The organism is Oleiphilus sp. HI0080 (assembly GCF_001635135.1).
On record NZ_LWFU01000438.1, the window covers coordinates 1 to 751 of the forward strand.

The window sequence follows — 751 nt, forward strand, 5'->3', positions numbered from 1 at the left end:
TGGGACAAACTCGGTCTAACAGAGCATCGGCTTAAAGACGCCATAGATTGGCTCGGTTGATGTTGGCTATACGCCAGCAAACCGGGTGAACATAGCGCCCTAGACAGTGGCGAGCTCATGTTTTTTCGGCTCCGTTGATCACGTCCAGAGATGAAAACGGAGTCAAAACATGAGCGTTAAATGACGTTGCGCATGTCTCTAAAAAGTAACAAGATAAACGGGCTGCTTCGGTAGCCTTTTTTGATTCTGTACGTTATCCGCTATTGGCTGATGATTCAGTTATGCAGTATGGCGCGTGTATTAGCTTACAAATATTCAAGCGAGCAAGACTACCTAATTGGCGCCCTATTTTAAGCCTTAGGTAGAATTTACTAACTGGATCGGAGAATACAATGAAGAGATATGCGGCTGAACTCATAGGCACATTTTGGTTGGTTCTGGGCGGGTGCGGCAGCGCTGTACTCGCTGCGGCGTTTCCAGACGTGGGCATTGGACTATTAGGTGTATCGCTGGCCTTTGGTCTTACCGTATTAACAATGGCCTATGCAATCGGACACATTTCGGGCTGCCATTTAAACCCTGCTGTTTCGGTCGGGCTATGGGTGGGCGGACGTTTTCCTGCAAAGGATCTTGCCCCTTATATTGCTGCGCAAGTGCTTGGCGGCATTTTAGCGGGAGGTGTGCTGTACCTCATCGCTTCCGGGCAATCTGGTTTTGATGTGGCAGGCGGCTTCGCATCCAATGGTTATGG

The 751-nt window shown here is 49.3% G+C and carries 1 protein-coding gene; it reads left to right on the plus strand.

Features of this window, described 5'->3' with window-relative positions; genetic code table 11:
• Positions 1-392 precede the first annotated feature (392 nt).
• Positions 393-751 (plus strand): aquaporin (locus tag A3751_RS08460; RefSeq protein ID WP_197466240.1); only part of this gene is annotated, 359 nt, incomplete at its 3' end.